Below are 25,432 nucleotides of genomic sequence, written 5' to 3'. Positions count from 1 at the left end.
CCTGCTCCGTGGATTCAATCCAGCATGCCAGACAGCAGCGGCACGAAGGTGACCGGTGCCAGCACGCGCTGTTCGACGCTGCCGTCGGCCCTGCGGTCCAGCTGCACCAGCGACTGTGCACTGGCACCGCCGACCGGCGCCACCAGCCGGCCACCTTCGGCCAGCTGCTCGATCAGTGCGTCGACCAGCGCCGGGGCCGCAGCTGTGACGACGATGGCATCAAACGGGCCGTGCTCCGCCCAGCCGACACGGCCGTCATCGTGCTTGGTGCGGATGTTCATGCCGAGTGCGCGGAACCGCTTGCGGGCCTGCCGCAGCAGGTCGCCGATGCGCTCCACGGTGTAGACCTCCAGGCCCAGTGCACCAAGCACGGCGGCCTGGTAGCCGGAGCCCGTCCCCACCTCCAGCACCCGCTTGGGCGCCACCTGCACGACCGCTTCGGTCATCCGGGCCACCACCCAGGGTTGCGAGATGGTCTGGCCGTGGCCGATCGGCAGCGCGGTGTCTTCATAGGCCCGCGAGGCCAGGGCCTCGTCGATGAACAGATGGCGGGGCACCACCCGGATCGCGTTCAGCGTGGACTCGTCGACGATGCCGGCTTCGCGCAGGCGATCGACCAGACGATCGCGGACGCGCTGTGACGTCATGCCGATGCCGACGGCTTCCGGTTGCAGGCGAAGGCGTGGGCTCATGCCGGCTGGTCCAGCGCGGCGCTGAGACCGCCGACCCAGCTGGCCACTTTCTCAAGCGCCTGATAGCGGGTCAGATCCACCTGGATCGGGGTGATCGAGATATGCCCGGTACGCACCGCGTGGAAGTCGGTGCCGGGGCCGGAGTCCTGCTCGCGGCCCGCCGGACCGATCCAGTACACCTCGTTGCCGCGTGGATCCTTCTGCGGGATGCAGCCTTCGGCGCGATGGCGGTTGCCCAGCCGGGTGACTTCGAAACCCTTGACCTCGGTCCACGGCAGGTCGGGCACGTTGACGTTGAGGATGGTGTCCGCCGGCAGCGGGTCGGCCTTGAGGCGGGCGACGATTTCCACGGCGGCACGCGCCGCGGTCTCGAAGTGACGGGGATCGTGATTGCGGGTCACCAGGGACACCGCCACCGCGGGCAGGCCGAGGAAGCGCCCCTCCATCGCCGCCGAGACGGTTCCGGAATAGATCACGTCGTCACCCAGGTTGGCGGCGTTGTTGATGCCCGACACGACAATGTCGGGTTCGAACTCCAGCAGGCCGGTCAGCGCCAGATGCACGCAGTCGGTGGGCGTGCCGGCCACCGACACGGTGTAGTGATCGATGCGCTTGAGCCGGATGGGCAGGTCCAGGGTCAGTGAATTGCTGGCGCCTGAGCGATCGCGGTCGGGTGCGACCACCGTCACTTCGTGGCCGGCGTCACGCAGTACCGAGGCAAGCATCCGGATACCTGCGGCGTCGACGCCATCGTCGTTACTGACCAGAATTCGCATCTTCGATTTAACCGCTTGATTTTCCAAGAATTCGATTCCGTCACCGTGCGGTGTTGGCGGGACCGTCGTGCTTCCCTGCGGAAGCCGACGACCCTGCAGGGGCATCGTCTATTGTGCCGCATGCGAGCCGCAGGTCCTACCCTGCCGGCGGTCACGACTGGCCTCGCATTGCGATAGGCAGGCCCGCCTCACCGGTTTACCCTGTGCGCATGTCGCATCCAGAAGACGAAGACCCTGCCGCGCTCTTCCGCGCGGCCATCGGCGAAGTGACGCCGCTGCGCAAAGAGGCCGAACCCGCGCCGGCCGCTGCCCGGCCGAAGCCGCGCGCGCGCATGGCCGAACGCGACGAGGCCGAGGCCGCCGGCGAGTTCGCCCGGCTGTTGCGCGACAGCGCACCGCTGGAAGCCGGGGATGTGGCCAGCTACCGGCGCGACGCCCTTCCGCCGCGGCTGTTCCAGCGTCTCAAGCGCGGCCAGTACTCGGTGCAGGACGAGCTGGATCTGCATGGCGCGACCGCAGCGCAGGCCGAGGCCATGCTGCGCCAGTTCCTGCTGGAGGCGCACGCACATGAGTATGGCTGCGTGCGCATCATCCACGGCAAGGGACTGCAGTCCGACGGTGGTGCGCCGGTCCTGAAGAATCTGGTCGACCGGCTGCTGCGCCTGCGCAACGATGTGCTTGCCTTCCATTCGGCGCCGACCAGCCAGGGCGGAACCGGTGCCGTACTGGTGCTGCTGTCCCGGCGCTGATGCAATCCGCTCAGGACTGCGCGGCGTCCTCGACCGGTCCGAGCTCGTGCAGGACCGCGGTGGCGTAGCAGCCCGGCGGCAGCGCGAACGACAGCTCAAGCACATCTTCCGCCAGCCACTGGTGCTGCAGCAGCGCAGGACGCAGGCGCAACGCGCGGCGCTCCTGCTTCAGCCGTGCCTCTTCCAGTCCGGCACGCAGCGCCTTCGATTCCTCGTCGTCGAGCGCGCGCAGTTCGAGCTCGCGGGCTGCGCCGGTACTGCGCAGCTCGCCCTCTCCCCACAACGGCGCGCTGGGATGGATATCGAACCCGGCCAGCCGCGCTGCCAGTGCATCGGTGTAAGGCTCCGGACCAAACACGCTGCGGCTGCCATCCAGCATCCACACCTCACCGTCCAGCGGCTGGTCCCAGACACCCTGCTCCACGCGTGCGGCAAGCACGCGATTGAACAGTGCTGAACGCGCAGCCGACAGCAGCAGCGAGCGCTGGTCCTTGCGCATGCGGCGGCCACCGAACATCGCCAGCGCTGCCGGAACGTTGCCGCCATCGCGGCCGAAACGCTGCTCGCCGAACCAGTTCGGCAAACCACGATCGGCAATCTGCTGCAGGCGTTCGCTGATTGCGACCGCATCGCCGCGTACCTGGCGCAGCACCAGCCTGAAACGATTGCCGGCCAGCGCGCCACGCTGCAGCTTGCGGTTGTGCCAGGTTGCATCGAGCACTTCGATATCATCGCTGGCCAGCAGCGCCAGATCCGGCGCGACGCGCTTGGGCAGATGCACACTGAAGCGCTGGGTGGTGACCGCGTGGCGATCCTTCATCCCGGCATAGCTGACCGCCATCTCCGGCAAGCCAGCCCACTTGGCCAGCACCTTGGCCACATGCACGGTGTTGGCACCGCGCTTGCGGACATGCAGCAGCAGATGCTCGCCCTCGCCCGTGGCCTCAAAGGCCGGCAGCTCGTCGACCTGGAAATCCTCCGGCGTGGTGCGGATGCGCGCCTGCAGCAGCGGCGCACCGAAGGCGAGCGGCAGCGGAATCATACCGCCACCAGCAGGACCACAGCCTGTGCCGCGATGCCTTCACCGCGACCGGTGAAGCCAAGCTTCTCCGACGTGGTGGCCTTTACGCTGACCGCATCCAGTGGCAGCTGCAACAGTGCCGCGATGCATTCACGCATTGCCAGCGCATGCGGCCCGACCTTCGGTCGTTCACAGATCACGGTGACATCAGAGTTGCCGACGCACCAGCCACGCTCACGCAGGAGAGCGTCGCAGTGGCGGACGAAGTCGCTGCTGTCGGCCCCCTTCCAGCGATCATCGCTGGGCGGAAAGTGCTGGCCGATGTCGCCCAGCGCCAGCGCGCCGAGCATGGCGTCACACAGCGCGTGCAGGATCACGTCGCCATCGCTGTGCGCGAGCACACCGTGGCTGTGCGGCACGCGCACGCCTCCCAGCATGATGTGGTCACCCTCACCAAAGGCGTGGACGTCGTAGCCCTGGCCGATGCGGACGGGCGGGAACGGAGCAGTGCTCATGGATGCAACCCTTGCAGCAGGGCCGCGCGGGCGTTCAGCCGGCGCGGCGGGAAAGTACGAATTCGAAGCGGTCCAGGTCGGCGGGCGTGGTGACCTTGAAGTTGTCCTCGCTGCCTTCAACCAGCAGCGGGCGCTGGCCCTGGCGTTCCATGGCCATGGCTTCGTCGGTGACGTCCACGCCGGACGCAGCGGCGTCGGTCAGCGCGCGGATCAACTGATGGCGGCGGAACAGCTGCGGGGTCAGCGCGCGCCACAGGCGCTCGCGGGGCTCGGTGCCGTCGATGCCACCATCGTCACCGGCCCGCTTCAGGGTGTCGCGTACCGGCGCGGCAAGAATGGCCCCGACCGGATCGGTACGGCCAACCTCCAGCAGGCGGCCCAGGTCGGCCAGCGACAGATTGGGCCGCGCGGCATCGTGCACCAGCACGAACTCATCGGCGCGGACGCTCTCCGGCAGCGCAAGCAGGCCGGCCAGCACGGAGGCGGCGCGGGTCGCCCCGCCCGTGCAGGTCAGCACCGGCTTGCCTGCCCATTCGCTCCAGCCCGGCCAATCCGCGTCATTCTCGCCGATCACCACCATCGCGCCGGCAACGGCCGGGTGGGCCAGCAGTGCCTGCAGGGTGTGGGCCAGCAGCATCTGCCCGCCCGCCTGCAGATACTGCTTGGGCAGTGGCGCACCGAAGCGGGCGCCACGACCGGCAGCGGGAACGACCACCCAGATCGCCGCGCTCATGGCACGTCCGCCGGGTGGTCGCCCGCCTGTTCGGGCATCGGCACCGGCGGCTGCGCCGGACGAACCGGCGCGTCGTCGACCACCCGGTAGAACTTCTCGCCGGGCTTGATCATGCCCAGCTCACTGCGTGCGCGCTCTTCGATGGCGGACTGGCCTTCCTTGAGGTCCTTCACTTCGGCAGCCAGCGCATCATTGCGCTGCTGCAGACCTTCGTTGTCCCGTTCCTGGCCGGCAACCTGGGCTTCGAGCATCATCACTTCCCCCGAATTGCCCGGGCCGAACCAGAAACGGTACTGCAGCCATGCCAGCAGCAGGGCCAGCACCAGCAGCAGCCAGCGCCAATCGCGCATGGCCTCAGCGCTTCAGCGAAACGAACGCGTCACGACCGGCGTAACGCGCGCCGGCACCGAGGGCTTCCTCGATGCGCAGCAGCTGGTTGTACTTGGCCACGCGATCGCTGCGGCACAGCGAGCCGGTCTTGATCTGGGTGGCAGTGGTCGCCACGGCGATGTCGGCGATGGTGGTGTCTTCGGTTTCACCCGAACGGTGCGAGACGACAGCGGCATAACCGGCACGGTCAGCCATGGCAATCGCTTCCAGGGTTTCACTCAGGGTGCCGATCTGGTTGACCTTGATCAGGATGGCATTGGCAGTACCGGAGTCGATGCCCTCCTGGAAGATCTTCGGATTGGTCACGAACAGGTCATCGCCCACCAGCTGCACCTTCTTGCCGATGCGATCGGTCAGCAGCTTCCAGCCCGCCCAGTCGTTCTCGGCCAGGCCGTCCTCGATGGTGATGATCGGGTACTGCGCGGCCCAGTCGGCAAGGAAGTCGACGAACTGCTCGGAGGTCAGGCGCTTGTTCTCGCCGACCAGGTTGTACTTGCCGTTCTCGAAGAACTCGCTGGAGGCCACGTCCAGACCCAGCAGCACGTCCTCGCCCGCGGTGTAGCCGGCCTTGCCGATCGCTTCGAGAATGGTGTCCAGCGCCTCGACGTTGCTGCGGAAGTCAGGCGCGAAGCCGCCTTCGTCACCGACCGCGGTGCTCAGGCCATGCCCCTTCAGCACCGACTTCAGCGAGTGGAAGATCTCGGTGCCGGCGCGCAGCGCTTCGGAGAACGAGGTGAAGCCGACCGGCAGCACCATGAACTCCTGGAAATCGACGTTGTTGTCGGCATGCGCGCCGCCGTTGATGATGTTCATCATCGGCACCGGCAGCGACGGGGTCACGCCGGTCCTGCCGGCCAGGTACTGCCACAGCGCCTGCTTGCTGGATGCTGCGGCGGCGTGCGCGGCCGCCATCGAGACACCGAGCAGCGCGTTGGCGCCCAGACGGCCCTTGTTCTCGGTGCCATCAAGGTCGATCAGGCGGCGGTCCAGGCCGGACTGGTCGGTGGCCTCGAAGCCCTTCAGCGCGGCAGCGATGGTCGTGTTGACGTTGTCGACAGCCTTGCGCACGCCCTTGCCCAGGTAGCGGGTCTTGTCGCCGTCACGCAGCTCGACCGCTTCCTTTGTGCCGGTCGAGGCGCCGGAGGGAACCGCGGCACGACCGAACGAACCGTCCTCCAGGGTGACTTCGGCTTCCAGCGTGGGGTTGCCACGGCTGTCGAGGATTTCACGGGCGTGGATGCTGCGGATCGTACTCATGGTCGGGCCGGTTACCTGTATGGAGAGGGGGCGACAAAACGAATGCCGCGTGATTATCCCCGGCTGCCCGCCCGTTGCCAAATGGCGCGAACGGCGTCAGCCCCGGCTGGCCCCCGCCCCGGCAGCAGCAGCGATACCAGGAGCACCCGCAAAGCAGCGGCCATGGCCGGACAGACGGTGCCATGCCTGCGTCGCCAGCCTGAGCGCGATCAGGCCCTTGGGCCAATCGCGTGCAGACGTGCTCGTATTCATCACAGCATCCCGTAGGACAGCGCACCGAGCCACAGCGAAAGCAGGACAACCGCCAGCCCGGCGGCCACCTTGCCGCGATTCAGGCGCCAAGCCAGCACGGCGGCAGCGATGCAGCCGCCGGCAGTCAACAGTTCGCCAGCCAGCAGCGCCATGAAGTACGCCCGCAGATTGAGCACGCTGCTGCCATCACCCGGGGACCGCACGGACGCTGCGCCGATCAGCACCAGACCGAACACGCCCGCCGTGAACAACCCCGCCAGGCCCAGTGCGATCAGGCCCCACGGCCACTGTTTCCAGTGCCGGCGGCGACGCTGGGTTTCCAGCGCCGTCCATGGGTCAGACTTCACGCGAAGCGTGAGAAACCGTGCTTCTTGGTCACCGCATCGAGCTCCATCAGCGTTTCGAGCAGTGCTTCCATCTGGTCCAGCGGCCATGCGTTGGGACCGTCGGAGAGGGCCTTGGACGGGTCAGGATGGGTCTCGGCGAACAGACCGGAGATACCCACCGCCACCGCGGCCCGGGCCAACACCGGCACATGTTCGCGCTGGCCGCCGGAGCTGGTGCCCTGCCCACCCGGCAGCTGCACCGAATGGGTGGCGTCGAACACCACCGGGCACCCGGTCTCGCGCATCACCGCCAGCGAACGCATGTCGCTCACCAGATTGTTGTAGCCGAAGCTGGCACCGCGTTCGCAGACCATGATCTGATCGTTACCGGTCGCCTTGGCCTTCTCCACGACCGGCTTCATGTCCCAGGGCGCCAGGAACTGGCCCTTCTTGATGTTGACCGGCTTCCCGGCCGAGCACACCTTGCGGATGAAGTCGGTCTGGCGAACAAGGAATGCCGGGGTCTGCAGCACATCCACGACCGAAGCCACTTCGTCCATCGGGGTGTACTCATGGACGTCGGTCAGCACCGGCACGCCGATCTGCTTCTTGACCTCGGCCAGGACTTTCAGCCCCTCCTCCATGCCCGGGCCGCGGAAAGCGGTACCAGACGTGCGGTTGGCCTTGTCGAAGCTGGACTTGAAGATGAAGTTCACACCGAGCTTGCCGGTGATCTCCTTCAGCTTGCCAGCGGTATCGAGCTGCAACTGCATCGACTCGATCACGCAGGGGCCGGCGATCAGGAACAGGGGCTGGTCCAGCCCCACTTCGAATCCACACAGTTTCATGGCGTTTCCTTAGAGTTGTCCGCTACATCGAACGGGCCGATGCACTTGGTTCAAGCGAGCAAGATGGGGCCTGGCGGGCCCCATCGCAAGTCAGGCGCGCGCTTCCTGCAACAACTGGCCACCGGCCTTGCGCTCGCGTGCGGCGCGGATGAAGCCGATGAACAGCGGGTGGCCGTCACGCGGCGTGGACAGGAACTCCGGATGCGCCTGGCAGGCCAGGAACCAGGGATGCGCATCGCGCGGCAGCTCGACCACTTCCACCAGGGTGTCATCCATCGACTTGCCGGCGATCACCAGGCCGGCGTCCTCCAGCTGGGTGCGGTAACGGTTGTTGAACTCATACCGGTGGCGGTGGCGCTCGGCCACCACGTCCTTGCCATACAGCTCACGCGCCAGCGTGCCCGGCTTCAGGCGCTGCTCCTGCAGGCCCAGACGCATGGTGCCGCCCAGGTCACTCTTGTCGTCGCGCTTCTCGACGTCACCGGCAGCGGTGCGCCACTCGGTGATCAGGCCGATCACCGGATTTGGCGACTGGCGATCATTCTCGGTGCTGTTGGCACCTTCGAGGCCGACCACGTTGCGCGCGTAATCGACCACGGCCGCCTGCATGCCGTAGCAGATGCCGAAGTACGGCACCTGGTTCTCGCGGGCGAACTTCGAGGTCAGCACCTTGCCTTCGAAACCACGGTCGCCGAATCCGCCCGGCACCAGGATGCCATCGACATCGGCCAGCGCGGCCATGTCCGTGCCTTCCAGGTCCTGCGCTTCCAGCCACTTCAGATTGACCCGGGTACGCTGGCGCAGGCCACCATGCTTGAGTGCTTCGCCGACCGACTTGTATGCATCCTGGTGGTCGACGTACTTGCCGACCACGGCGATGGTCACCTCGTCGAGCGGATGCAGCGTGGCGTCGACCGCGTCCTCCCACACCGACAGATCGACAGGACCGGCCTTGTCGGCCAGCTTCAGCTGGTTGACGACAATCTCATCCAGGCCCTGCGCATGCAATCCCGAAGGGATGCGATACAGCACATCCACGTCCGGCACGCTGATCACGGCGCGTTCGGAAACGTTGGTGAACTGGGCGATCTTGCGACGCTCCGAATCGGGCACGGCCTGCTCCGAACGGCACAACAGCACATCCGGCTGGATGCCGATCGAACGCAGCTCCTTCACCGAGTGCTGGGTCGGCTTGGTCTTCAGTTCGCCGGCCGCGCCGATGTACGGCACCAGGGTGAGGTGCATGAACAGCGCCTTCTCCGGACCACGCTCGGTACGCACCTGGCGGATCGCCTCCAGGAACGGCAGCGATTCGATGTCGCCGACGGTGCCACCGATCTCGACCAGGGCGACGTCATAGCCTTCGGTGGCTTCGTCGATGCAACGACGGATCTCGTCGGTAATGTGCGGAATGACCTGCACGGTCGCGCCGAGGTAATCGCCGCGACGCTCCTTGCGGATCACGTTCTCGTAGATGCGACCGGTGGTGACCGAATTCTTGCGGCTCAGGCGCGTCCGCACGAACCGCTCGTAGTGGCCCAGATCGAGATCGGTCTCGGCACCGTCGTCGGTGACATAGACCTCGCCGTGCTGGAACGGGCTCATGGTGCCCGGATCAACGTTGATGTAGGGGTCGAGCTTCATCATCGTGACCTTCAGGCCACGGGCTTCGAGAATGGCGGCCAGCGACGCAGCGGCAATGCCTTTGCCGAGCGAGGACACCACGCCGCCGGTTACGAAAATCAAGGGAGTCATGGCTGCAAGCATCCTGTCTGGAAATGGAAAACGACAGCGCCACGCACGCCCTGGGGGCGGACATGGCGCTTGAAGGGGGTTTTCCGGTTCGCTGGGGCAGCGAGGGAGGTGCCGATCCGTGCGGCGGCTGGCGCCAGACGGCAACCATCGCGCGAGGTCGGGGCAACCGCGCCGGTCACATCGACCGTCACCTGCGACCCGCATTGCTGGAGGCCACGCATGGCCGTGCCAGCCCATTCGCAAATGGTGGACACGCACTACTCCCGGAAAGCCATAGTTTACAGATAGATGGCCGCCAACCCAAGAGGCTTGTGCAGGCCGACCGAACGAAAAACGCCCCCTTGCGGGGGCGTCGCGTCTCCAGAAGCCCGCTTCTACAGGGCTTCCGTGGGAAAGGGAGGGTGCGCGTGCGCTCAGCGCTTCTTGCGCGCCTCTTCCTCTTCTTCCTGCTGCGGAACCGGCTGGCCCTTGGCCTTCAGCTCCGCATTGGCCTGCGCGCGGCGCTTGGCCTTGGCGTCGGCTTCGGCCTGTGCCTTGTCGGCCTGGTCACCCTGCTGCGGGGCCGGCTGGCCGGCGTTCTGCGCCATCACCAGCGGCACCGCAACGGCGGCAGCGGCCAGGATCGCAATGGTCAGCAACTTCTTCATGGAGTCCTCCTCGCGGTATGGCTGGGACATGGGGACGCTGGCGTCCGGATTCCAGCGGCTGCCATTTTACCCCCTCCCCGGTGGCGAGGCTGAACCGCAGGCGTGCAAATTCGCCGCCCAGACCGCACACTTGCGCGTCGCTCCGCGCTTTAGAACATAGATGAACGCCCGCTATAACGCCGCCGATATTGAAGTCCTGTCCGGCCTTGACCCGGTCAAGCGCCGTCCCGGCATGTATACCGACACCGCGCGCCCCAACCACCTGGCGCAGGAAGTGATCGACAACTCGGTGGACGAGGCCCTCGCCGGCCACGCCCGCTCGATCGAGATCACCCTGTACAAGGACGGCAGCGTGGAGGTCAGCGATGACGGCCGTGGCATGCCGGTGGACATCCATCCGGAAGAGAAGATCCCGGGTGTCGAGCTGATCCTGACCCGCCTGCACGCGGGCGGCAAGTTCAGCAACAACAACTACACCTTCTCCGGCGGCCTGCACGGCGTCGGCGTCAGCGTGGTCAACGCGCTGTCGACCCTGGTGGAGGTGCACATCAAGCGTGAAGGTGCCGAACACCGCATCACCTTCCGTAACGGTGACCGCGCCACGCCGCTGGAAGTGGTGGGCACGGTCGGCAAGAAGAACACGGGCACCCGCGTGCGCTTCTGGCCCGACCCGAAGTACTTCGATACGCCGAAGTTCGCGGTGCGCGCACTCAAGCATCTGCTGCGCGCCAAGGCGGTGTTGTGTCCGGGCCTGACCGTGAAGCTGACCGACGAAGCCACCGGCGAAGTCGACACCTGGTACTACGAGGACGGCCTGCGCGACTACCTGAAGCTGGAGCTGGGCGAGCGCGAAATGCTGCCGGCCGACCTGTTCGTCGGCAACCTGAAGAAGGACACCGAAGTGGTGGACTGGGCCGTGGCCTGGCTGCCGGAAGGCGAGCTGGTCCAGGAAAGCTACGTCAACCTGATCCCGACTGCCCAGCACGGTACCCACGTCAACGGCCTGCGCACCGGCTTGACCGAGGCGCTCCGCGAGTTCTGCGACTTCCGCAACCTGCTGCCGCGTGGCGTGAAGCTGGCGCCGGAAGACGTGTGGGACCGCGTGTCGTTCGTGCTGTCGCTGAAAATGACCGATCCGCAGTTCAGCGGGCAGACCAAGGAACGCCTGTCCTCGCGGCAGGCCGCCGGTTTCGTGGAAGGTGCCGCGCACGATGCATTCAGCCTGCTGCTGAACCAGAACGTGGAACTGGGCGAGAAGATCGCGCAGATCGCCATCGAGCGCGCCAGCGCACGCCTGAAGACCGAAAAGCTGGTGGTCCGCAAGAAGGTCACCCAGGGCCCTGCCCTGCCGGGCAAGCTGGCCGACTGCATCAGCCAGGACCTGTCGCGTACCGAACTGTTCCTGGTGGAAGGTGATTCGGCAGGCGGCAGCGCCAAGCAGGCACGCGACAAGGATTTCCAGGCGATCATGCCGCTGCGCGGCAAGATCCTGAACACCTGGGAAGTCTCCTCCAACAGCGTGCTGGCCTCGGAAGAAGTGCACAACCTGGCCATCGCCATCGGCTGCGATCCGGGCAAGGATGACATCAGCGGCCTGCGCTACGGCAAGGTGGTGATCCTGGCCGACGCCGACTCGGACGGCCTGCACATCGCCACCCTGTTGACGGCGCTGTTCCTGAAGCACTTCCCGGCGCTGGTCGACGCCGGCCACGTGTTCGTGGCAATGCCGCCGCTGTTCCGCATCGACGTGGGCAAGCAGGTCTTCTACGCGCTGGACGAGGAAGAAAAGCGCTCCATGCTGGACAAGATCGAGCGCGAGAAGATCAAGGGCGCGGTCAATGTGACCCGGTTCAAGGGCCTGGGCGAGATGAACCCGTCGCAGCTGCGTGAGTCCACCATCCACCCGGACACCCGTCGCCTGGTGCAGCTGACCGTGGACGATCGCGAGCAGACCCGTTCGCTGATGGACATGCTGCTGGCCAAGAAGCGGGCGTCTGACCGCAAGGGCTGGCTGGAGACCAAGGGCGATCTGGCGTCGCTGGAAGTCTGACCCCAGCGCGGGCCGGGGCCGTTTCCTGTCGGGAAACGGCTCTGGCTGCATGGCCTGGCAGTACCGCTTCAGGCCGCCCACCGGGGCATTACACCCCCATCGGCAAACCCTGCGGGTGCATAATGCGCGCTCATCCGCGTGGACCACCGCATTGCCCAGCCACTCGCTGCTGTTCCCCGGCCTGCCCCTGCACAGCACGCGGCTGGTCCTGAGCCCGATCCGTCGTGATGACGCTGCTGCGTTGTTCACGCTGCAATCCAACCCGGCGGTGATGCGCTGGTGGAACCATCCTGCCTGGACACGGCCGGGCGAAGCCCGCGAACAGATCGACGACGACCTCGCCGCACACGCCATCGGCACCCAGCTCAAGCTGGCCGTGCGCGAATCGCTGGAAGGGCCGTTGCTGGGCATCTGCGTGGTGTTTGCCGTCGATCGCGATGCTGCGCGTGCCGAGATCGGCTATCTGCTGGCACCTGAGGTCCAGGGCCGGGGCTACATGCATGAGGCGTTGCAGCAGGTGCTGGCCTACCTGTTCCGGACGCTGCGCCTGCATCGCGTCGAAGCCGAGATCGATCCGCGCAATGCGGCCTCCGCGCACGTGCTTGAACGCCTCGGCTTCCATCGTGAGGGCCTCCTGCGCCAACGCTGGCGCATCCAGGGCGAGTTGGCCGACTCGGCTGTGTACGGGCTGCTGGCCGATGACGAAGCCGCGACCGCCCTGCCCACTTGACCCAATCTGGCCGCAACCGACGACAACGCCCGGCCATGGCTTTGGACACATACGGCGCGGCACCCTGGAGGCCTAGCATCGAAACCCCCTTCCGCTGCCGATCCGGTGCCATGAAGTTCCTGCTGCACACTGCCGCGCTCTGCGTCGGCCTGCTCATCGCTCCTGCCAGCGTGCTGGCCGCGCCCGCCGCCGAGTCCAAGCCCGATGCCAGAGACGACAGGGCCGAAGCACCTGCGCCGCCGGCCGACGCCTCCACCCGCCAGAGCATCCGCCTGGCAGGCCGCACGCTCGACTACACCGCCACCGTAGGGACCCTGCCGGTACGTGACGAGAAGGGCAAGGTGATCGCCGATGTAGTGTTCACCGCCTACACGATGCCCGGCAAGGACCGGCCGGTGACCTTCGCGCTCAACGGCGGGCCCGGCGCGTCCTCGGTGTATCTCAATCTGGGCGCCATCGGCCCGAAGGTCGTGACCTTCGGCTCGGAGGGCGACAGCGCGTCGGCGCCGGCCACGCTGCACGACAATCCGGGAACGTGGCTGGACTTCACCGACCTGGTCTTCATCGACCCGGTCGGCACCGGCTTCAGCCGTGCCCGCATCGGCGATGACGAAGCCAAGAAGGCACTGTACAACCCCAGTGCCGACATCGAGTACCTGTCGCGATCGATCTACGACTGGTTGCTGCGCAACCAGCGCATGGCGTCGCGCAAGTATCTCACCGGTGAGAGCTACGGTGGCTACCGCGGCCCACGCATCACCCACTACCTGCAGACGCGGCTGGGCGTTGCGATGAACGGCCTGGTGCTGGTCTCGCCGTACCTGAGCCCGACCCTGGAAGACAACGCCGACGTCTCGCCGATGGCGTGGATGCAGACCCTGCCGTCGATCGCAGCGGCGCACCTGGAGCGCCAGGGCCGCCTGACCGACGCGGCGATGCGCGAGGTGATCGAGTACACCCGCGGCGATTACGCCACCGCCCTGATGAAGGGCCGCAGCGATCCGCAGGCCACCGAGGCGATGCTGCGCCGGGTCACCGAGCTGACCGGGCTGGACCCGCAGTTCGTGCGTCGTGCCGGCGGCCGCCTGGAAACCCAGGCCTATCTGCGCGAAGTGTTCCGCGACAAGGGCACGCTGGGCAGCCGCTACGACTCGAACGTGACGGCGTTTGATCCGTTCCCGAACGATCCGGAACAGCGCGCCAACGATCCCCTGCTCGACAGCATCATCGCGCCGACCACCACCGCGATGGTCGACTTCGTCACTCGCGTGGTGGGCTGGAAGGTCGATGCGCGCTACCAGGCATTAAACTACGAGGTGAACCGGCTGTGGGACCGCAACGGGGACCTGCGCCAGGGTGCGGTGACCCAGCTGCGCCAGGCGGTGGCGATCGATCCGAATCTGCAGGTGCTGATCGCGCACGGCTGGAATGACCTGTCATGCCCGTTCATGGGCTCGATCCTGACCGTGGACCAGATGCCGGCGATGGGCAGCAACCCGGACCGCGTGCAGGTGCGCAGCTACCCGGGCGGGCACATGTTCTACAGCCGTGCCGACAGCCAGGCGGCATTCCGCAAGGATGTGCAGGCACTGTTCCAGCGCAACTGAGGGGTTCGGCCGCGCCTGCGGCCCGGCGCCCGCTGACGGCAACGGCAACGGCAACGGCAAAAGCCGGGTTTCCGTGGGCTGGCGAGGTTCCTGCTGCTGTTGGTGGGTGTCGACCTTGGTCGACACGCTGGATACGGAAAAACGATCTGACCATGAAAAAAGCCCGCCGGAATCCGGCGGGCTTCTTCATTTCCGGGGTCAGATCCCTATCTGCAGGGAAAGGGCTCTGACCCCAGGGTTGCTGGCATCAGGTCCAGCCGAACAGCTCGAACAGCTTCAGGATCAGGTACGCACAGCCGCCTGCCGCCGGGATGGTCAGGATCCAGGCCCAGACGATGCGCTCGATCACGCCGAACTTCAGCGAACGCGGATTCTTGGCAAAGCCCACGCCCATGATCGCGGTGGAGATGCTGTGCGTGGTCGAGACCGGCATGCCGAAATGGGCGGCCAGGGTCAGGATGGTGGCCGAGCTGGTCTCCGCCGCGAAGCCGTGGATCGGATGCAGTTTGACCATCTTGTGGCCCAGCGTCTTGATGATCTTCCAGCCACCCGAAGCGGTACCGGCGGCCATCACCACCGCACAGGTCAGCACGATCCACATCGCGATGCCGTCACCGGCCTGCGCATCCGGGTGCATGAAGGCCAGCCAGGACGGCAGGTTGTCCAGTGCACCGGTGGCTTCGGCACCGATCAGGGTCATGGCGATGATGCCCATGGTCTTCTGTGCGTCGTTGTGCCCGTGTGCGAAGCCCATGTAGGCGGCCGAGACGATCTGCGCCTTGCCGAAGAAGGCATTGACCCAGCGCGGACGGGCCAGGCGGCCAATCGCACCACCGATCCTGGCCAGACCGGCAATCAGGCCCCACAGCAGCACCATCACCACGATGCCCAGCAGGAAGCCGGCAATCGGCGAGGTGATCATCGGCACGAACACCTTCCACAGCAGGCCCTTGTTCTGCGCCCAGCTGCCGAGCCGTTCGGACCAGATCAGCGCATCCCAGTTGTTGTGGGCGGCCGCCAGGCCGGCGCCGCACAGGCCGCCGATCAGCGCGTGCGAGGACGAGGACGGCAGCCCCTTCCACCAGGTGATCAGGTTCCAGATGATGCCGCCCAGCAGGGCGCACAGGATCACCTGCGGGGTGACATCGACCACGTTGGTGTTGAGCAGGCCCGACGCAATGGTCAGCGCGACCGCGGTACCGGTCAGGGCACCGATCAGGTTCATGAAGGCGGCGAGCATCACCGCCCAGCCGGGCGAGAGCACCTTGGTCGCCACCACGGTGGCGATGGAGTTGGCGGTGTCGTGGAAGCCGTTGATGAACTCGAAGACGAGCGCAGCCAGGATCACCACCAGGACGAGGGTCAACATGCGGCGGCGTCCGTCAGCTGTTCTTCAGCACGATCTGGTACGCCACCACGCCGGCCTCGCGGCAGCGGTCGATGGCTTTTTCCAGGATCTCGAAGAATTCCTTGAGCAGGAACATCTGCAGGTTGTCCAGGCGCCCGGAATAGATGTCACGGTACAGCTCCAGCATCAGCCGGTCGGCCTCGTTCTCCAGCGAGCGCAGCTTCTCGTTGAGCGCGGTCATCCGGTCCAGGTTCATGTGGCGCAGGTCGGCCACCATCTCCACCACCACGCCGGCGGCCTGCTCCAGCATCGCCGCGCGCGGCGCGAAGTCGATGTGCTCCAGGTGGGTCGTGGCCAGCGAATAGCGATCGGCGAACTTCTCGATCTGCTTGGGGATCTTGTACAGCGCCGACCCCAGCGCTTCGATGTCTTCACGCTCGATCGGCGTCATGAAGCTGTCCACCAGCGCCTGGCTGATCTTGTCCGACGCCGCACGCTCGCGCAGGCGGGCCAGCTTGAAGGCGTCCAGCGCGGGCTGGCGGTCGGCCTCGCGCAGCATGGAATGCAGCGCCTTGGCGGCGTCGGAGGCCGCGACGGCAGCCTCATCGAGCAGGGTGTAGAACTGTTTGCCGGAACCGAAAATGGTCTGCAGAGAGAACATTGAGAAACCTGTCAGCCGTCGCGGGAAGGACGGCACCGGACGGAATTATGACGGCTAGATGACCATCTCGGGTATCCCCGCCCCCTTTCCGGGGGTGGAACCCGCCAACCTGAACAGGCAGTTGCCACCTTGCCACGGCCCTTTGCTAAGATGCCAGCGCGCCCTCGGGCGCACCTTATGGACGACGACCCTTATCCCCCAGCGCCGCGCCGGACTCTGCTCCTGAGCGCCTGCCGCCATCGCAAGCACCCGCCCTCCCTGCCACCAACCGGGGACGACGCCCGTGTTTGAAATGATCTTGATTGTCTTCGCGCTGGTTCTGTTGAACGGCTTCTTCGCCATGTCCGAGATGTCGGTCATGACCTCGCGCAAGAGCCGTCTCAAGCAGATGGCCGGCAGCTCCAAGCGCGCCGCCAAGGCCCTGGAGCTGTCCGAAAAGCCCGAGAGCTTCCTGTCCACGGTCCAGATCGGCATCACCGTCATCGGCGTGCTGACCGGCTACCTGGGCGGCGACGCCATCGGCGACGCCATTGCCGGCTGGCTGCAGGGCCTGATGCCCGGCTTCACCTACGCCTCCCAGGTCGGCACCACGCTGGCCGTGACCCTCATCACCTTCGTGACCCTGATCTTTGGTGAGCTGGTGCCCAAGCGGCTGGCCCTGACCCGCTCCGAGACCATTGCCAGCCTGGTGGCCATGCCGATGAGCTGGCTGGCCAAACTGGCCCTGCCCTTCGTCTGGCTGCTGTCCAGGACGACCCAGCTGGTGCTGAAGGCACTTGGCCTGGGCAAGGACGAAGCCGCCTCGGTGACCGAAGAGGAGATCCGCATGCTGGTGGCCGAAAGCCACGAGGCAGGTGTGATCGACACCCATGAGCGGGACATGATGAACCGCGTGATGCGGCTGGGCGATCGCACCGCCGACAGCCTGATGACGCCGCGCAACCGGATCGCCTGGCTGGACACGCAGGCCGGCCTGGACCGCAACCTGGAAATCATGGCCGAGCATGAGTTCTCGCGCTATCCGGTCTATCGCGACAACGACATGGATGTGGTTGGTGTGCTTGAACTGAAATCGCTGGCGACCCGCATGGCACGCGGCGACAACGCGCTGTTCCAGACCCTGCGCGAGCCGTTGTACGTTTCCGAGTCCACCCATGCGATGAAGCTGCTGGAGATCTTCCGGGAAGAACAGCAGTCGATGGCGCTGGTCGTCGACGAATACGGCGAGATCCAGGGACTGGTCACCATCAGCGACCTGATGGGCGCAGTGGTCGGCCGCCTGCAGGCGGTGGAGAATGCCGACGAGGACGCACTGGTGGTGACCCGTGAGGACGGCTCGCTGCTGGTGGACGGCTCGCTGCCGGTGGACGACCTCCGCGAGCTGATCGGCAGCAACGAGCTTCCCGACGCCGAAGAGGGCGACTACTACACCCTGGCCGGCATGTGCATCCACTACTTCGGCCGCATCCCGCACGCGGGCGAGTACTTCGACTGGGCCGGCTGGCGCTTCGAGATCGTCGACCTGGACGGTGCACGTGTGGACAAGCTGCTGCTGCGCACGCTGTCGGACGAGCAGGCCGATGAGCTCACCGCCTGAGTCCGGCCCGCGCGACGCAGCACCTGCCTATCGCAACGAAGGCATCCGCACGCTGCTGGAAATGTTCGCCTGGGGTGATCCGGCCCAGCACATGAAGCTGGGCCAGATCCTGCAGGATCTGCAGCAGAGCGCCTTCGGCGTTTTCCTGTTCGTGGCGATCCTGCCATCGTTCATCCCGATTCCGGGGCTGGGCGGTGCGGTCAGTGGCCCCCTGGTGATCCTCATCGGCCTGCAGATGCTGTGCTGCATGCGGCGCCCCTGGTTGCCGGGCTTCATCGCCCGCCGCGGGCCGAAGCGCGGCACCATGCACCGGTTCCTGGACCGCATCGACCGCCCGCTGCGGCGCTTGGACCGCATGCTCAAGCCACGCCTGCCGCAGCTGCTCAAGCCGCTGCCGGCTCACGCGTTCACCGGCGCACTGCTGGTCCTGCTGGGCATCCTGCTGTCGCTGCCGATCCCGTTCACCAACTATCTGTTCGGCTTCCAGCTGCTGCTGTTCTCCCTGGCCCTGCTCGAGCGCGACGGCGCGCTGATGCTGGTCAACTGGATCGGAGCATTGGCGGCAATCGCGTTCTTTGGTTTCAGTTCCGGCCAACTGGTGAGCTACACCGTCGAACTGTTCCAGCGCTGGTTCTGAACCGGGCCCATCAACGCAGGTCGACGAAACCGTTGTCGGCAAGCTGGCCTGGCTCATCCTGTACCGCAGACAGCACGAACGTCAGCGCCCTGCCCAGCAGCGTGCCCGGTCCATCCCAGTACTCGGCCGATTCAGCCTGCACGTGGATGAGCCGAAGGTTCGGATCGTCCTTGCCGCCGGGGAAGAACAGCTTCATCGCTGGCGACCACAGCGCTTCCACCTTGGCTCGATCGTCGACGATGCGCGCATTGCCCGCCACCGACACATAGGTGTTCTTCGACGTCGAGGCGTAGGCCACGTTGACCCGCGGATTGAGTGCGATCTCCGCCACCTTCGGGCTGTCGGCTGCGGTAGCGAACCAGAGGTCACCATCGAAGGCGACCTGCTGGGTACCAAGCGGACGGCTGTACAGGCGACCATCGACACCGACCGTGGTGAACATCGCCACCTCCACGTCCTTGATCAGTTCGGCCAGTTGGGCGATGTGTTCTGCGCGGGAATCCGACATGGGGAGCTCCAGGGGTAGGGAGCCCCCATCAGACGCGGAAGGTCTGCAATGCGCCGTGATGCAATCGTTCAGCCCGCGTGGCGATCGTGCCACGCCCGCATGGTCAGCTCGAACGAGCGCAGCCTCGCGCGATGGTCATACAGATTGGCGGTGAGCATCAGTTCGTCAGGTCGATGGCGTTCGACGAACGCGGCGATACCCTCGGCCACCTGCTGCGGATCACCCAGCACCGTGCACTCCAATGCCCGCTCGACACCCAGTTTCTCGTGCGGCTCCCAGAACGATTCGATGTCGTCGATCGGTGCCGGGATCTTGCCGGGACGCCCCCGGCGCAGATTGACGAAGCTCTGCTGCTGGCTGGTGAACAGGCGGCGCGATTCGGCTTCGCTGTCGCTGGCCACCACGTTCAATGCCAGCATCGCGTGCGGTTGCTTCAACGTGGCCGAAGGACGGAATTCGCGGCGGTAGACTGCCAGCGCCTCATCCATCGCGTCCGGGGCGAAGTGCGAGGCGAAGGCGTACGGCAGCCCCATCGATGCCGCCATGCGCGCACCGAACAGGCTGGAACCCAGGATCCACGTCGGCACCCGCAGGCCGCCGCCAGGCACGGCCTGCACCGCCTGACCGGGCTGGACCGGCTCGAAGTAATGCAGCAGCTCACGCACATCCTGCGGGAACTGGTCAGCGCTGTCGAAATAGCGCCGCAGCGCGCGGGCGGTCGGCTGGTCGGTGCCGGGCGCCCGCCCCAGCCCCAGATCGATGCGGTCCGGATAGAGCGAGGCCAGCGTGCCGAACTGCTCGGCCACCTGCAGCGGCGCATGGTTGGGCAGCATGATGCCGCCTGCACCGACACGGATGCGCTGCGTGCCACCGGCAACGTGCCCGATCAGCACGGCGGTGGCCGCGCTGGCGATACCGGGCATGTTGTGGTGTTCGGCCAGCCAGTAGCGGCGGTAGCCCAGCGCATCGGCATGCTGGGCCAGTTCCAGCATGTTGGAGAAGGCGGCGGTGGTATCGCTGCCCTCGCAGACCGGGGCCAGGTCGAGGATCGACAACGGGATCATCAGGCGGTTTCCGTCAAAAGATCCCCTCTGCATGGGGTCGGCCCGGCACGGCGGCCAGTGCCGGTGGCGGGACGCTGATTCCTGCCGGGCGGGTCAGCTCCCCAGGTGGACCGGACAGCCGTGCACGACCGGCGCCCGGGACAGCCGCTCAGAAGGCGCTGGGGCGTGGTTCCGGCAGCGGCTCATCCACCAGCGGCCTGAGCTCCGCATCCAGCGCCACCCGTTCGTCGAACACGAAACAGCGCCCGTCGTAGCCCTCGCCGCCCACCTCTTCGAAGTAGCCGAGAATGCCGCCATCGAGCTGCAGCACGTTGTCCATGCCGTCATTGAGCATCCACAGTGCGGCCTTCTCGCAGCGGATGCCACCCGTGCAGAAGCTGACCACGGTGCTGTCCTTCAATGCGTCGCGGTGCGGCGCCAGGGCCTCCGGCAGATCGGTGAACTTGTGGATCGGCAGCACCAGCGCGTCCTTGAACGTGCCGTACTCCACCTCCTGCAGATTGCGGGTATCGAGCATCACCACCGGCTTTCCCGCATCGTCGTGGCCCTGCCGCAACCAACGCTGTACGGTGGCCGGATCGACCGCCGGCGCGCGTGGATAGGCCAGCGGCTGGCCGTCATCGCGGCGGAAACTGATGATCTCCGGCTTCACTCTGGCCTTGAGCCGCGCGAAGGGCTGATGCTCGCTGAAACTGGTCTTGACCCGCATTCCGGCCAGACGCGGATCCTCACGCAGCGCCGCGTAGAAGCCCTCGATGGCGGCCGGGGCGCCCGCCAGGAACAGATTCAGGCCCTCGCCCGCCACCAGGATCGTGCCGCGCAGCCCAGCCGCTTCGGCACGCGCCAGCAGTTGGTCGCACAGAACCTCGGGGGCGTCGATGGCGGTGAAATGATAGGCGGCGGTATTGGCGATCATCCGCGCATTTTAGCGCCTGGCCGCCACCGGGTCAGGCCCCGACGTCGATGATCGGCGGCTGGAGCGCCCTACCCCCGCAGCAGCATGAACGGCAGCAGCACCAGGGCAGCAGCGCCCAGCATCGCCAGCAGTACCAGCACGACATACAGCGGCCGGCGCCGCAGCAGGCTGCCGAAGGTCTCGGCCGTGCCATCACGCAGGGCCTGCTCACGCTCGGCCCGGATGCGTGGCGCGCGCTCGGCCTGGTACTCGGCCATCAATGCCTTGGCGTGCGCATGATCGCCGTCCTCGCGCAGCCACAGCCCGCCATTGGAAATGCCCCAGGGACTGGGCTCGGTGCGGTACCAGGCGATGCCGTGGCGATCCAGGAGCGTGCAGACGTCGGCGTATTCGTCATCGCCGACATTGCGCAGATTGAGCAGGAGTTTGGCCATGGCGCCATGATACCCGGCGCCGATGCGCTACCCTTGCCGCCCTCGCCCTGCGCCCGACGGAGATGCCCGATGCGCCGACTGCTGCTTCCCCTGTTGCTGTCCCTTGCTGCTGCCGGCTGCTCGATGGAGCCGTCCGGCCCACCACCGGGAGGCACGCTGACCACCTTCGAGCGCATCGACACCCAGCCCGGTACCGGGGCCGAAGCGGTGGCGGGACGGAAGGTCACCGTGCACTACACCGGCTGGATCTACGACAACCGCACCGAGAGCAAGCATGGCAAGACATTCGACAGCTCGGTCGGACGCGGCCAGCCGTTCACCTTCGTGCTCGGTGCCGGCCAGGTCATCCGCGGCTGGGATGAAGGCGTGGCCGGCATGAAGGTCGGCGGCAAGCGCACCCTGATGATCCCCCCGGACCTGGGCTACGGCAGCCGTCGCGCCGGCCCGATCCCGCCGGGCTCCTCGCTGGTGTTCGATGTCGAGCTGCTCGATGTCCAACCCTGATCGACATGCACCGCGCCGCGTGGCTGTCGTCGGTGGCGGCCCGGCAGGGCTGTTCGCTGCCGAGCGCCTGCGCGCCGCCGGCCTGGAGGTGGACCTCTATGAAGCCAAGGGTTCCCCCGGTCGCAAGTTCCTGATCGCCGGCAAGGGCGGGCTCAACCTGACCCACTCCGATGCGCGCCCACTGTTCGACAGCCGCTACCGCGAGCAGGCCGGTGAAGTCGGCCGCTGGCTGGACGGGTTCGACGCGCAGGCACTGCGCGACTGGGCCGCCGATCTTGGCGTGGAGACCTATGTCGGCAGTTCCGGCCGCGTGTTCCCGGTCGATCGCAAGGCTGCGCCCCTGCTGCGCGGCTGGGTGCGCCGCTTGAAGGAGCAGGGCGTACGCCTGCACGTGAATCACCGCTGGTGCGGATGGGCCAGCGACGGCGCGCTGCGCTTCAACACCCAAGACGGCCACCTCGACGTGCACGCTGATGCCACCGTGCTGGCGCTGGGCGGCGGCAGTTGGCCGCACCTCGGCAGCGACGGTGCCTGGGTGGCACCGCTGCAGGCACGCGGCGTGGACATCGCACCGTTGCAGGCCGCCAACTGCGGATTCGACGTTGACTGGACGCCCCTGTTCGCCCAGCGCAATGCCGGTGCCCCCTTGAAGCCAGTGGTGGCGCACTGGATCGACCTGACAGGCCAACCACGGTCACTGCAGGGCGAATGCGTCGCCAGCGACTATGGCATCGAAGGCAGCCTGATCTACGCGCTGGCGGCCGACCTGCGCGAAACCATCAACCGCAAGGGTTGTGCGCCATTGTGGCTGGACCTGGCGCCGGGTCGCGATGAAGCACGCCTGCTGGCCGATCTGTCGCGTCCACGCAAGGGCCGCAGCTTCGGTGAACACCTGCGCCGCCAGGCCGGGGTGGACGCAGTGAAAGCGGCACTTGTGTTCGAGCACCTCGGCAAGGATGCGGGCCAAGATCTTGCAGCGGTCGCAGCGACGCTCAAGCGCCTGCCGCTGAAACTGCTGCGCCCGCGGCCGATGGCCGAGGTGATCAGCACGGCCGGAGGGGTAAGGCTGGACGCGCTCGACGCAGGGCTGATGCTGCGTGCCCTGCCCGGCGTGTTCTGCGCTGGCGAAATGCTGGACTGGGAGGCGCCGACCGGCGGCTACCTGCTGACGGCCTGCTATGCCAGTGGCCTGCGCGCCGCCGAAGGCGTGATCCAGTGGTTGGCCACACGCTGAATCGCCTGTGGTAGCAGCGGGCGGGGCTCGGCGCTACCGGAAGCAGCGCCTCACCACGGCCTTCGCATGCGTACAGAGGCGAGTGGTACCCCGCTGGGATGGGGATAGATTTCCTCGCGTTCGCGGATGAAACCCTGCCGCTGATAGAAGGACACGGCATTGAGCGAGGCCGACAGCACCACCTCGCGCCCCGGATCGGCCAGCGCCAGCAGACGCTGCATCAGCGCCTGGCCGATACCCTGTCCGCCACGATCCGGATCGACGAACAGCGCATCCACCTCATTGCCATCGATATCCAGCACGCCAAAGCCGAGCAGCTCGCCCTGCCCGCCTTCGGTCACCACGCAGCCGCCCTGCGACAACAGCCGCGGATACTGCGCCGGCGGCGGCGACGCCGCCCAGGGTGCGATCACCTCCGGCGGATAGTGACTGCTGCAGGTCTCGCGCACGCACCGCGTGCGCAGGGCCCACAGCGGCGTGACATCGTCGATCGTCCCGGTCCTGAACTGCATGCAACCTCCGTGTGGAATCCCATCACCGCGACTTGCTGGCTCTCAGCGCCTGGATCCGCGCCGGCGGCTGGAATGAATCACTGCGCGCATCTGCCCAGAACGCATGGAATACCGCGTGATCCGGCACCCGCCGCAGCAGTTCTCCCGGCTCCAGATAGCGATACAGCGTCGCCAGCGAGCGGATCTCCACCGGCGACACGCGGCGCAGGATGTGCTCCGGCCCCAGTTCGGCCGGATCATTCAGGCCGGCCGCGCACAACAGCTCCTTCAGGGCATGCAGCGTGTGCTCGTGGTAGCTGTGCACGCGCGTGGCCTTGTCAGGCGCGTCGAGGTGCTTCCAGCGCGCCGGGTCCTGCGTGGCGATGCCGGTCGGGCACTTGTCGGTGTGGCAGCTCAACGACTGGATGCACCCCAGTGCGAACATGAAGCCACGACCGGCATTGCACCAGTCCGCGCCGAGCGCGATGGTCCGGGCAATGTCGAATGCGCTGGTGATCTTGCCGGCCGCACCGATGCGGATGCGCTCGCGCAGTTCCAGCCCGACCAGGGTGTTGTGGACCAGCAGCAGCGCCTCGTGCATCGGCACGCCCACATGATCAACGAACTCGGCCGGTGCCGCGCCCGTGCCGCCCTCGGCGCCATCGACAACGATGAAGTCCGGCAACAGGCCGGTCTCCTGCATCGCCTTGGCGATGCCGAACCACTCCCAGGGATGGCCGATGGCCAGCTTGAAGCCGACCGGTTTGCCACCGGACAGTTCGCGCAGGCGGGCGACGAACTGCAGCAGTTCGACCGGCGTGGAAAACGCCGAGTGCCGCGACGGAGATACACAGTCCACCCCCATCGGCACGCCACGGGTCACGGAGATCTCGGCCGTCACCTTCGGCGCGGGCAATACGCCGCCATGACCGGGCTTGGCCCCCTGGGACAGCTTGATCTCGATCATCTTCACCTGGTCATGGGTGGCGTTGGCGACGAACCGCTCTTCGCTGAAACCGCCCTTCTCGTCGCGGCAACCGAAGTAGCCCGAGCCGATCTCCCAGACCAGATCGCCGCCCATCTCACGGTGGTACGGCGAGATCGAGCCTTCGCCCGTATCGTGATAGAAGCCGCCACGGCGTGCGCCTTCGTTGAGCGCGCGGATCGCGTTGGCCGACAGCGAGCCGAAGCTCATCGCCGAGATGTTGAACACACTGGCCGAATAGGGCTTGGCGCAGCCTGCGCCGATCAGCACACGGAAATCGTGCCGGGCGATGGTGGTCGGTGCCAGCGAATGGTTGATCCATTCGTAGTCCACCGCATATGCACTACGCAGCGTGCCGAACGGCACCGTATCCATCTCGTTCTTGGCACGCTGGTAGATCAGTGCACGCTGCTGGCGCGAGAAGGGCACGTCTTCCAGATCACTCTGCACGAAATACTGGCGGATCTCCGGGCCGATCGATTCCAGCCCGTATCTGAAGTGCGCCATGACCGGATAGTTGCGGCGCAGGGTGCTGCGCTTCTGCAGCAGATCCCAGGTCCCCAGCGCCACCATCGCGGCGGTCAGACCGACGCCCCAGTACCAGGCAGGCCATATCGTGGCCAGCCACAGGCAGACGGGGAACATCAGGATGGCGAGCAGGTAGACGATATACCGGTGCATGGCGTTCCTTGGTTGCAACTGCAG

The 25,432-nt window shown here is 66.6% G+C and carries 27 protein-coding genes; 8 read left to right on the top strand and 19 right to left on the bottom strand.

Annotation, left to right across the window (positions count from 1 at the left end):
• Positions 1–14: 14 nt before the first annotated feature.
• On the bottom strand, positions 15–692 hold the full coding sequence (locus N5J29_RS09505; protein ID WP_053519731.1) for a protein-L-isoaspartate(D-aspartate) O-methyltransferase: 678 nt from the start codon (positions 690–692) through the stop codon (positions 15–17).
• On the bottom strand, positions 689–1,468 hold the full coding sequence (gene surE, locus N5J29_RS09500) for a 5'/3'-nucleotidase SurE (protein ID WP_053519730.1): 780 nt from the start codon (positions 1,466–1,468) through the stop codon (positions 689–691). The genes N5J29_RS09505 and surE overlap by 4 nt, the downstream gene beginning before the upstream one ends.
• A 209-nt stretch (positions 1,469–1,677) precedes the next feature.
• Between surE and N5J29_RS09495 the strand changes: the two genes are divergently transcribed.
• On the top strand, positions 1,678–2,217 hold the full coding sequence (locus N5J29_RS09495; protein ID WP_065181254.1) for a Smr/MutS family protein: 540 nt from the start codon (positions 1,678–1,680) through the stop codon (positions 2,215–2,217).
• Positions 2,218–2,227: 10 nt separating this feature from the next.
• Here N5J29_RS09495 and truD read toward each other — a convergent pair whose 3' ends face one another.
• From truD to N5J29_RS09450, 9 genes are all read right to left on the bottom strand, one after another.
• Positions 2,228–3,259 carry a tRNA pseudouridine(13) synthase TruD gene (gene truD / locus N5J29_RS09490; RefSeq protein ID WP_164152232.1) on the bottom strand — a complete coding sequence of 344 codons (1,032 nt, stop codon included), beginning with the start codon at positions 3,257–3,259 and terminating at the stop codon, positions 2,228–2,230.
• Positions 3,256–3,753 carry a 2-C-methyl-D-erythritol 2,4-cyclodiphosphate synthase gene (gene ispF / locus N5J29_RS09485; RefSeq protein ID WP_164152231.1) on the bottom strand — a complete coding sequence of 166 codons (498 nt, stop codon included), beginning with the start codon at positions 3,751–3,753 and terminating at the stop codon, positions 3,256–3,258. Before ispF ends, truD begins: the two co-directional genes overlap by 4 nt.
• Before the next feature lie 34 nt (positions 3,754–3,787).
• A complete protein-coding gene (gene ispD / locus N5J29_RS09480; protein WP_074901198.1) occupies positions 3,788–4,486 on the bottom strand; it encodes a 2-C-methyl-D-erythritol 4-phosphate cytidylyltransferase in 699 nt (232 codons plus the stop codon).
• Positions 4,483–4,836, bottom strand: a complete 354-nt coding sequence (gene ftsB, locus N5J29_RS09475) for a cell division protein FtsB (protein ID WP_053519725.1) — start codon at positions 4,834–4,836, stop codon at positions 4,483–4,485. The genes ispD and ftsB overlap by 4 nt, the downstream gene beginning before the upstream one ends.
• A gap of 4 nt (positions 4,837–4,840) precedes the next feature.
• Complete coding sequence (eno, locus tag N5J29_RS09470; RefSeq protein WP_053519724.1) at positions 4,841–6,133, bottom strand: phosphopyruvate hydratase; 1,293 nt, start codon at positions 6,131–6,133, stop codon at positions 4,841–4,843.
• Positions 6,134–6,384: 251 nt separating this feature from the next.
• Positions 6,385–6,732 (bottom strand): hypothetical protein, encoded by a 348-nt coding sequence (locus N5J29_RS09465; protein ID WP_164152229.1) that lies wholly within the window; start codon positions 6,730–6,732, stop codon positions 6,385–6,387.
• Positions 6,729–7,559 carry a 3-deoxy-8-phosphooctulonate synthase gene (gene kdsA / locus N5J29_RS09460; RefSeq protein ID WP_053519722.1) on the bottom strand — a complete coding sequence of 277 codons (831 nt, stop codon included), beginning with the start codon at positions 7,557–7,559 and terminating at the stop codon, positions 6,729–6,731. The genes N5J29_RS09465 and kdsA overlap by 4 nt, the downstream gene beginning before the upstream one ends.
• Positions 7,560–7,649: 90 nt before the next feature.
• Positions 7,650–9,314: a CTP synthase gene (locus N5J29_RS09455; protein ID WP_065174923.1), complete on the bottom strand. Its 1,665-nt coding sequence runs from the start codon at positions 9,312–9,314 to the stop codon at positions 7,650–7,652.
• A gap of 413 nt (positions 9,315–9,727) precedes the next feature.
• Positions 9,728–9,961 carry a hypothetical protein gene (locus N5J29_RS09450; RefSeq protein ID WP_053519720.1) on the bottom strand — a complete coding sequence of 78 codons (234 nt, stop codon included), beginning with the start codon at positions 9,959–9,961 and terminating at the stop codon, positions 9,728–9,730.
• Positions 9,962–10,121: 160 nt separating this feature from the next.
• Between N5J29_RS09450 and parE the strand changes: the two genes are divergently transcribed.
• The 3 genes from parE (at position 10,122) to N5J29_RS09435 (ending at position 14,348) form a co-directional block, all read left to right on the top strand.
• Positions 10,122–12,011, top strand: a complete 1,890-nt coding sequence (gene parE, locus N5J29_RS09445) for a DNA topoisomerase IV subunit B (protein WP_053519719.1) — start codon at positions 10,122–10,124, stop codon at positions 12,009–12,011.
• 151 nt (positions 12,012–12,162) lie between these two features.
• The gene (locus N5J29_RS09440; protein WP_065174922.1) at positions 12,163–12,741 is read left to right on the top strand and encodes a GNAT family protein; all 579 of its coding nucleotides are present in this window, start codon (positions 12,163–12,165) and stop codon (positions 12,739–12,741) included.
• Positions 12,742–12,851: 110 nt separating this feature from the next.
• Positions 12,852–14,348, top strand: coding sequence for a S10 family peptidase (locus N5J29_RS09435; RefSeq protein ID WP_164152227.1), 1,497 nt, complete (start codon positions 12,852–12,854; stop codon positions 14,346–14,348).
• Between the two features lie 247 nt (positions 14,349–14,595).
• Here the strand turns inward: N5J29_RS09435 and N5J29_RS09430 are convergent, their stop codons facing one another.
• Entirely contained in the window at positions 14,596–15,717 is a 1,122-nt protein-coding gene (locus tag N5J29_RS09430; protein ID WP_053519810.1) for an inorganic phosphate transporter, read from the bottom strand.
• Between the two features lie 13 nt (positions 15,718–15,730).
• Complete coding sequence (locus N5J29_RS09425) at positions 15,731–16,357, bottom strand: DUF47 family protein (protein ID WP_004152833.1); 627 nt, start codon at positions 16,355–16,357, stop codon at positions 15,731–15,733.
• 292 nt (positions 16,358–16,649) lie between these two features.
• On the opposite strand from N5J29_RS09425, the gene N5J29_RS09420 reads away from it, so the two are divergent.
• Together N5J29_RS09420 and N5J29_RS09415 are read left to right on the top strand one after the other, a co-directional pair.
• Positions 16,650–17,954: a hemolysin family protein gene (locus tag N5J29_RS09420; RefSeq protein WP_065181250.1), complete on the top strand. Its 1,305-nt coding sequence runs from the start codon at positions 16,650–16,652 to the stop codon at positions 17,952–17,954.
• Positions 17,938–18,591 carry an exopolysaccharide biosynthesis protein gene (locus tag N5J29_RS09415; RefSeq protein ID WP_053519808.1) on the top strand — a complete coding sequence of 218 codons (654 nt, stop codon included), beginning with the start codon at positions 17,938–17,940 and terminating at the stop codon, positions 18,589–18,591. Before N5J29_RS09420 ends, N5J29_RS09415 begins: the two co-directional genes overlap by 17 nt.
• Before the next feature lie 10 nt (positions 18,592–18,601).
• On the opposite strand, the gene N5J29_RS09410 is transcribed toward N5J29_RS09415, so the two are convergent.
• The 4 genes from N5J29_RS09410 to N5J29_RS09395 form a co-directional block, all read right to left on the bottom strand.
• Positions 18,602–19,099 carry a pyridoxamine 5'-phosphate oxidase family protein gene (locus N5J29_RS09410; protein ID WP_053519807.1) on the bottom strand — a complete coding sequence of 166 codons (498 nt, stop codon included), beginning with the start codon at positions 19,097–19,099 and terminating at the stop codon, positions 18,602–18,604.
• Positions 19,100–19,167: 68 nt separating this feature from the next.
• Complete coding sequence (locus N5J29_RS09405) at positions 19,168–20,163, bottom strand: LLM class flavin-dependent oxidoreductase (protein WP_164152225.1); 996 nt, start codon at positions 20,161–20,163, stop codon at positions 19,168–19,170.
• A gap of 148 nt (positions 20,164–20,311) precedes the next feature.
• The gene (locus tag N5J29_RS09400; RefSeq protein WP_053519805.1) at positions 20,312–21,079 is read right to left on the bottom strand and encodes a sulfurtransferase; all 768 of its coding nucleotides are present in this window, start codon (positions 21,077–21,079) and stop codon (positions 20,312–20,314) included.
• A gap of 68 nt (positions 21,080–21,147) precedes the next feature.
• On the bottom strand, positions 21,148–21,513 hold the full coding sequence (locus N5J29_RS09395) for a DUF6164 family protein (RefSeq protein WP_164152223.1): 366 nt from the start codon (positions 21,511–21,513) through the stop codon (positions 21,148–21,150).
• Positions 21,514–21,582: 69 nt separating this feature from the next.
• On the opposite strand from N5J29_RS09395, the gene N5J29_RS09390 reads away from it, so the two are divergent.
• Both N5J29_RS09390 and N5J29_RS09385 read left to right on the top strand, forming a co-directional pair.
• The gene (locus N5J29_RS09390) at positions 21,583–22,017 is read left to right on the top strand and encodes an FKBP-type peptidyl-prolyl cis-trans isomerase (RefSeq protein WP_053519803.1); all 435 of its coding nucleotides are present in this window, start codon (positions 21,583–21,585) and stop codon (positions 22,015–22,017) included.
• Entirely contained in the window at positions 22,004–23,251 is a 1,248-nt protein-coding gene (locus tag N5J29_RS09385) for a TIGR03862 family flavoprotein (RefSeq protein ID WP_164152221.1), read from the top strand. Before N5J29_RS09390 ends, N5J29_RS09385 begins: the two co-directional genes overlap by 14 nt.
• 50 nt (positions 23,252–23,301) lie before the next feature.
• Here the strand turns inward: N5J29_RS09385 and N5J29_RS09380 are convergent, their stop codons facing one another.
• Together N5J29_RS09380 and N5J29_RS09375 are read right to left on the bottom strand one after the other, a co-directional pair.
• Positions 23,302–23,763 (bottom strand): GNAT family N-acetyltransferase, encoded by a 462-nt coding sequence (locus N5J29_RS09380; protein ID WP_164152219.1) that lies wholly within the window; start codon positions 23,761–23,763, stop codon positions 23,302–23,304.
• A 22-nt stretch (positions 23,764–23,785) separates the two neighbouring features.
• The gene (locus N5J29_RS09375) at positions 23,786–25,408 is read right to left on the bottom strand and encodes an FMN-binding glutamate synthase family protein (protein ID WP_164152217.1); all 1,623 of its coding nucleotides are present in this window, start codon (positions 25,406–25,408) and stop codon (positions 23,786–23,788) included.
• Positions 25,409–25,432: the final 24 nt, after the last annotated feature.

The sequence above is a fragment of the Stenotrophomonas sp. GD03680 genome (assembly GCF_029844625.1).
Lineage (GTDB): Bacteria > Pseudomonadota > Gammaproteobacteria > Xanthomonadales > Xanthomonadaceae > Stenotrophomonas > Stenotrophomonas maltophilia_P.
The sequence above is the reverse complement of the archived record's forward strand: the minus strand, read 5'-3'. Positions and strand labels throughout refer to the sequence as shown.